This is a genomic window from Methylobacterium nigriterrae (assembly GCF_037106235.1).
GTDB lineage: Bacteria > Pseudomonadota > Alphaproteobacteria > Rhizobiales > Beijerinckiaceae > Methylobacterium > Methylobacterium nigriterrae.
This window is the reverse complement of the sequence record NZ_JBAWTG010000206.1, coordinates 1-5,883: the sequence shown is the minus strand read 5'-3', so window position 1 is coordinate 5,883 and position 5,883 is coordinate 1. Positions and strand designations below refer to the sequence as shown.

Annotated in this window: 8 protein-coding genes; 5 read left to right on the top strand and 3 right to left on the bottom strand. The window is 65.0% G+C overall.

The annotated features are described in order from the left end of the window. The first annotated feature begins 506 nt into the window (after nucleotides 1-506). Both WDW90_RS34205 and WDW90_RS34200 read left to right on the top strand, forming a co-directional pair. Nucleotides 507-722, top strand: a complete 216-nt coding sequence (locus WDW90_RS34205; protein ID WP_336492161.1) for a hypothetical protein — start codon at nucleotides 507-509, stop codon at nucleotides 720-722. 173 nt (nucleotides 723-895) lie between these two features. Next, complete coding sequence (locus WDW90_RS34200) at nucleotides 896-1,360, top strand: Ros/MucR family transcriptional regulator (RefSeq protein ID WP_336492162.1); 465 nt, start codon at nucleotides 896-898, stop codon at nucleotides 1,358-1,360. Nucleotides 1,361-1,689: 329 nt separating this feature from the next. Here the strand turns inward: WDW90_RS34200 and WDW90_RS34195 are convergent, their stop codons facing one another. After that, nucleotides 1,690-2,016, bottom strand: coding sequence for an integration host factor subunit beta (locus tag WDW90_RS34195; protein ID WP_336492160.1), 327 nt, complete (start codon nucleotides 2,014-2,016; stop codon nucleotides 1,690-1,692). Nucleotides 2,017-2,374: 358 nt separating this feature from the next. Here WDW90_RS34195 and WDW90_RS34190 point away from each other — a divergent pair, with 358 nt between their 5' ends. From WDW90_RS34190 to WDW90_RS34180, 3 genes are all read left to right on the top strand, one after another. Beyond that, a complete protein-coding gene (locus WDW90_RS34190) occupies nucleotides 2,375-3,136 on the top strand; it encodes a hypothetical protein (protein WP_336492159.1) in 762 nt (253 codons plus the stop codon). A gap of 649 nt (nucleotides 3,137-3,785) precedes the next feature. Further along, entirely contained in the window at nucleotides 3,786-4,004 is a 219-nt protein-coding gene (locus WDW90_RS34185) for a hypothetical protein (protein WP_336492158.1), read from the top strand. 51 nt (nucleotides 4,005-4,055) lie between these two features. After that, nucleotides 4,056-4,607: a hypothetical protein gene (locus WDW90_RS34180; RefSeq protein WP_336492157.1), complete on the top strand. Its 552-nt coding sequence runs from the start codon at nucleotides 4,056-4,058 to the stop codon at nucleotides 4,605-4,607. A 505-nt stretch (nucleotides 4,608-5,112) separates the two neighbouring features. On the opposite strand, the gene WDW90_RS34175 is transcribed toward WDW90_RS34180, so the two are convergent. Together WDW90_RS34175 and WDW90_RS34170 are read right to left on the bottom strand one after the other, a co-directional pair. Then, entirely contained in the window at nucleotides 5,113-5,310 is a 198-nt protein-coding gene (locus tag WDW90_RS34175; protein WP_336492156.1) for a hypothetical protein, read from the bottom strand. A 123-nt stretch (nucleotides 5,311-5,433) separates the two neighbouring features. Next, nucleotides 5,434-5,883 (bottom strand): OmpA family protein (locus WDW90_RS34170; protein WP_336492155.1); only part of this gene is annotated, 450 nt, incomplete at its 5' end.

The following is a 5,883-nucleotide window of genomic DNA, read 5'->3' as shown; positions in this document are numbered from 1 at the left end:
AGCCCTTCATGGTGTTCGTGGCCGTCTTAGCGCTTTGCGCCTGTGCCGGCGCGACAAAGGCCAAGGCGATGACGGAGAACACGAGGCGGCGCATGAGGGTGAGGTGATGTTGACGAGAAACAACCGCTAGGCGCACCAAACCGCACCAAGGCGGCCCGCCCATCCCGATCTTCAGATCTGCTTAACCAGGCTGGCCAAACTTGCCTGTGAGCCGCCACGACACGGCTCGGTCGCCAGCGCCGCGACAAGCCCCGCCGCTTTCACGACCTCGGGCGGCGGGGCGCCCCCGCAATGGAAAACCCCGCCCTGATCGCGCGAAGGGCGGGGTTTCCAATGACGAGCGGAGGCGTCCACTCGCCTGTGAAACTGCCGCATCGTGGTTAACGGATCGTTAGCGGCCCCTGCGTAGTCCGCCTTCAACAATGCTGGGGAAGCTCCACCATTTGGGGGATGCCGTCGCTGAAACCGTACCGAAATTTGCTCTCAAGTCGGTACGGAGTGCGTCCATGACCCACGAAATGCTGAGGTTCCTTAGGGCTCTCCACGCTTGCGACGGCCCGGTTCACGTCCGTCGCATCGGCATCGGCTGCAGCGCGCATCAGGCGAAGGCCCGCCAAGATGCGCGCCAGCTCGGCTACGTCGAGTTCCATCGGGACGAGTTTGGCTGGTCGATCACGCCGCTCGGTAGAAGCATGCTGACCGGTCGGTGCCAAGCTGATTGAGCGCAACTGGACGCAGACGCGCGCTCTCGGAGGCTGAGTGCATGAACTCCCAGTCATTTCCGGCTCCGCGCAGTCTGAGCGGAAGCCCGGTCAGCACCCATCGAATTGTTCTTGAATTCCATGCCAGTCGGGCGATCTATACGCGCGAGGGGCTCACGATCTGGATAGAACACGTGTCAGAAGAAACGCAGGGCACGACGCCCGAATTCCTTACGCTCGCGGCTGATATCGTCAGTGCCTACGTGGCAAAGAACTCACTGCCGGCTGCTGAACTGCCGGTGCTGCTCGGCAACGTGCATGCAGCCTTGAGCGGTCTCGGGCAGCCGTCGGCACCTGCAACGGAAGAGACGGAGAAGGTGACGCCCTCGCAGATCCGCAAGTCGATCACGCCGGACGCGCTGATCTCCTTCATCGACAGCAAGCCCTACAAGACGCTGAAGCGGCATCTCTCGTCCCATGGCCTTGATCCACACAGCTACCGGGAGCGCTTCGGCTTGCCGAGGGACTATCCGATGGTGGCCGCCAATTACGCCGCTCAGCGCTCGGAACTCGCCAAGGCCATCGGCCTCGGCCGGGGTGGCGCTCAAGCTTCGGTCGAACCGCCGAAGGCGGGGCGCGGTCGTAAGAAGCCTGCCTGAGGCACGCGGCTCCTCGCTGTGGGGAGCCGCTTCTGCGTAGTTCGCCTTCTGATCCACCTCGAAAGGGTATTAGCCGCACACAACCACTTGGCGGAAGATGCAACCCTGACGTGTCGGGGGGCAGCCGTGCGCACGCCTGAGAACCTGCCGGTATGGTTGCGAAAGCGGATGCAGCGGCGGCTGACGCGCGAGGGCGGAATAGGCGCGTTTCGCTGGATAATTCTCGCGGCGACCTGTCCAAAGGTGGCCACCGAGAAGCCCATCGGAAGCTCGGACGCGGTTCTGCCGGTAGCACCCAATGTGCTTCCGTTCAGGTCGCAGGGTGTACGTTAGGACGCCCTCGGGAGCTGGTGAGCCGTGGGCTCCAGGTTCTCGCCGCCCGGGTTCAGCCGCTGCCGCATCTCCTTGCCGGGCTTGAAGTGGACGGCCTTCTTCTCGGCCACGTCGACCTTTTCACCAGTTCGCGGATTGCGACCCTGCTTGGAGCGCATGGTCTTGATCGTGAAGGCGGCAAAGCCGCGGATTTCCACCCGGTCGCCGGCTTCAAGGGCATCCATGATCCTGCCGAGGATCGCATTCACGATGGCCTCGCAGTCCTTCTCGTAGAGTTGCGGGTTCTGCTCCGCGAGGCGGCGGGTGAGGTCGGACTTGATCATGGATCGGACACGAGCACGCCACGCTGCCCCGCTCAAGCCTCCTTGGCGCGACGTTGACTTAACCGTCCCCGCCACGCGACATGGCATGTCCGGCAGGCCCGCTCTCGCGAGTCGTGAGCCGGAACAGGAGACCGCCGCGACGAAGACCTAAGCCCAAAACGCCAACGGCCCCACCCCGGCAAGGGTGAGGCCGTCGAAATCGATGAGGTCCGGGGACCAATCTCCAACTCCCCAGACATCATAGCTCCGCTCAGGAGTCAATCGGGGTCGCTTCCCGAAACGATGGCGCTTTGCCTTTTGCCGGGTGCGCATGCCGTGCGTGCTCCTGCTTTGACGCGGCCCGAGAGGGCTGTGAACGATGTTTCGTGAGACGATGGGGGCTGCCATCGCGGGTGCCCGAACGCTGGCGCAGATGGACGAGCTGTCCCGCCAGGTGTGGCAGGCGCATGCTTCCGGTGCCGTGGACGATGCGGGCGCTCAGAGCCTCGCTGAGCGCCTTCACGAGCGCCGCAGCGCCATCCGGGCGGGGATCGTGCCGGTGGGCGTCCCTGCCGGCCGTATGAGCCTCTTTCCGCCTCGCAAGCGGCCCTCCTCGCCCGACCGGATCGCCTCCCGCGACAGGCGCCGGCTGCTGGCCTGCTCCGGCCCGATGCCGCCGGCCCTGGCTGCCCGCTTCACCACCGGGGAACTCGCCGTCCTGCGCATCGTCGCCGACGAGGTGGCCGAGAAGGGCGTGTGCGGGCTCTGCATTGACGCCATTGCCGCCAGGGCAGGGGTGTGCCGGCGCTTGGCCCAGAGCGCCATCCGGCTTGCCGAGGGTGACGGGCTGCTGACCATCCAGGAGCGCCGGCACCAGGGCCGCCGGAGTGATCCCAACTTGATCCGGATCATCAGCCGCGAGTGGCAGGCCTGGATGCGACGCACCCGTGGGACGGCAGCCAAGGGGGGAGGGTGCAAAAGCCTGCACCCCACGGATACGAGGGTGTTAACTCCGGGGGCAACGAGACCAGCACAACCGTTCAAGAAGCTGCCGGAAGGCAGCGGTCGGTCTCAACGTCGCGACATCACCGGAATTGATGCGGGTGACAGCGAGGGCCGAAGCCATGCGCTAGCATCATGAAGATGGACGGTATGACGAACGCCGGAGCTGGCGCCGATGCGCGTACCTAGATGGAGCCACTACCTGGGTCTGACCTTAGCCATACCCTGCCTGCTGATCGCACTTGCCCTGGCGAGCTACGCGGTCTGGGAAGCGCGGCCTCTGCCAGCTTGCCTCGCCGGTGGCCTCGACCCGCTCAACCCCGCTCAGAAATGCCGGTGGCTCATCGTTCGCGGAGGTGAGCCTGTTCTGCAGGGCGCAGCGCCTAACGGGGTCACCTTGGTCGAGGAGGGCACGGTGTCAGCCCTGCCGGACTTCAGCGCAGCCGAACGCGCAGCTCTTGCGGCTATGGGGCTGTACCTTGCTGGCTGCGGGATCGGCTGGAGCGTAGGCCGCCGCACGATGCGCGCCCGTCAGTGAGGCAAGCTGACCCAGGGCAGCGCGTCACGTAGCCGAGGGTCGCCACCGGGCAGATGCTGCGGGCATGTTGGATCTTGCAGCCATCGTGATGCTCACAGGAGCGGCCGGCGCCGTTGCGCTGATCGCGGCTGCCCATCCGCGCGTTGAGCGTCTGCTTCGCAGGACCTACTTGCGGTAGCGGAGAGACACACGGGTTCGTTGCTCACCTGCTCCACTCAGGAGCAACGGCTTCTCTGGGCAGAAGCGACGCATGGCCGACATCGCTATCATGATCGGCACGCCACAGGGTGCGCGCCTGCTGGCCTTCTCGGACGAGAGAAAGGCAGCCGATGTGGCTGAGGCGATCCTGCGCCGTCTCGACCCACTCGCCTTGCCAGCCCCGCTGTGGGTCCAGTGTAGTGACCACGCCCTCACTCAGCGGCTCACCGATTATCTCGTCGGCGTGCAGGCCGAGCTGGTCGGGATGTAAGCGGGATGCGGAGAGACGTGGTGGGTCCCTTTTGGGTGCCGATCCACCTTAGTGGAACAGCGGCAGCCGGATGCCGATCAGGACGAAGCCACCAACAACGAGGGAGCCGCCGATCCCTTCAAGGGCTGCCTGCCGGACTGGTACATGGTTGGCGGCCTGGGCGAGGCTCATGCCCGCAACGAGACAAAACAGGATCAGAACGATCAACACCCACGCCTCCGCGCCGCCAGACAAGAGATTGGAGGCAAGAAGGGGCCCGCAGCGGTGGATGGCGCATGGCAGGGCCGATTGCTTGTGAGCCAGCACACCGACGACGTGCGCCCGCGAGCCTATGTTTTCCGCACAGTGTTGGGGGCCACCTACAGGGAGGCCGACATGTCCGGGCAGATCGATACCGCTACCAGCAGCTATCGCTTCGCCGTGTACCCACCATCCGGGCCGGGAATTCCGTGGCTCTTGGTGTGCATCGGTCCGGACGGCGATGTGTTCGACTCGATGGGCTTTGCCACCAGCGAGGCGGCGGCTGCCGCAGCCCGCAGGGCCCAGGCGTTCTTCGGCGTTCTGACAGCGTTTTCCCAGCCTGAGGCGGCCTTGGCAGCCTGAAGGCCGTAGATGGGTCCCATTCAGCGTCGGGCGTGGGCCCGTCACGTGGGGCCTGTTCCATGCGGTAGGCGCAGGTACGCATGCGACAGGCCGAGTGCGGCCGACTTCTCCCTGTGATCGAGCGCAGGTATGAGCGCCTCCTTTCGAGCTCAGGGAGAGGCTTTATGACCCTTGCGCAGGTGCGCACGGTCTCGGACTGGCGTGCAAGCGGCTACCGTGGCTTGCGCATCCTGCGCTGCCCGGAATGCGGGAGTGGGACCCATCAGACCTGGGAGGAACTGGACGCGGCCCCCGGGGAGGATGTGGTTGAGGTCGCGCGACGGGTGCGCTGTCACGGGTGCGAGCAGCCGCCGGCCGGCCTTGCTGTGGCCACCTACCGGGATGTGACTGACGCCCGCCGGACGTGAGGGTGCGGCGGGTGTGCGGGCTGGCCTGCCGGCCGAGCCAGAGTTCGACGAAGGCCGCGGCAGGGTCAGCCGCGCGCACGGGGAGGAGGGACGCCGGGTCAGTCCTTCAGGTCGTGATTGAGTTCGCAGACGCCACCCGTGTGCTGCTCGATGGCTGCCAGGGCCTCGTCGAGGGAGGCGTGATGGGCGGGCATGCCGTACAGTGGGCTTTCCGGCTCCGCTATGATGGTGAACGTGCCCGTCCCGGGGGTTTTCCGGATTGCGCCGAGGGCGCCCCGCGCCGGGCGGTGAGCCACCACGCATCCTCGTCCCTCACGGGGGTCACCACCACGTCCATGCCCGCCCCGAACGCACGATAACAGGGCATAGGCTACCCCAGGCAGCAGGCGCTGCAAGGGCCAAGGGAGCGGACGACGTTTCTATCGGCCTGTGACTGCTACCCCCGAGCGGTATTGGTCAGTCACCACAAGGATACGTCTACGGCTTTTAGGGACGCCGCGCGTGGCAAGCAGTTTGTCCACCGCCACTGCGCGGGCTCGGACCAGCGCCACGTCCTCCCCACCGGTGAATGCTTTGACATCGAATTTGTGTTTTCGGTTTTCAGAAAGCCATTTTTCAAAACTATCCGTGTAAGACATCTTTTTCAGGTCGACATCTGATTTGCCGCTGTCAAATTCAAATCTGATGGGGCTTATGTAACTTTGCGGAACAGGACGCATATTACCGCTGTCATCTTCCGCATCGAGGCGATCCCACTTTGCCTTCCCGGTCTGCATATCGATTTCCAGGTTGAACAGCCTCGGAGCCGTGTCAGGATCGGCATCGCATTGTGGCGGTTGCGGTTTATGGCTCTCCCGAGCCGTGAACTC

Bases quoted from the DNA above. Each gene is read 5' to 3' on its own strand.
- WDW90_RS34205 (WP_336492161.1), top strand. From the start codon at position 507: ATGACCCACGAAATGCTGAGGTTCCTTAGGGCTCTCCACGCTTGCGAC.
- WDW90_RS34195 (WP_336492160.1), bottom strand. From the start codon at position 2,016: ATGATCAAGTCCGACCTCACCCGCCGCCTCGCGGAGCAGAACCCGCAA.
- WDW90_RS34190 (WP_336492159.1), top strand. From the start codon at position 2,375: ATGTTTCGTGAGACGATGGGGGCTGCCATCGCGGGTGCCCGAACGCTG.
- WDW90_RS34185 (WP_336492158.1), top strand. From the start codon at position 3,786: ATGGCCGACATCGCTATCATGATCGGCACGCCACAGGGTGCGCGCCTG.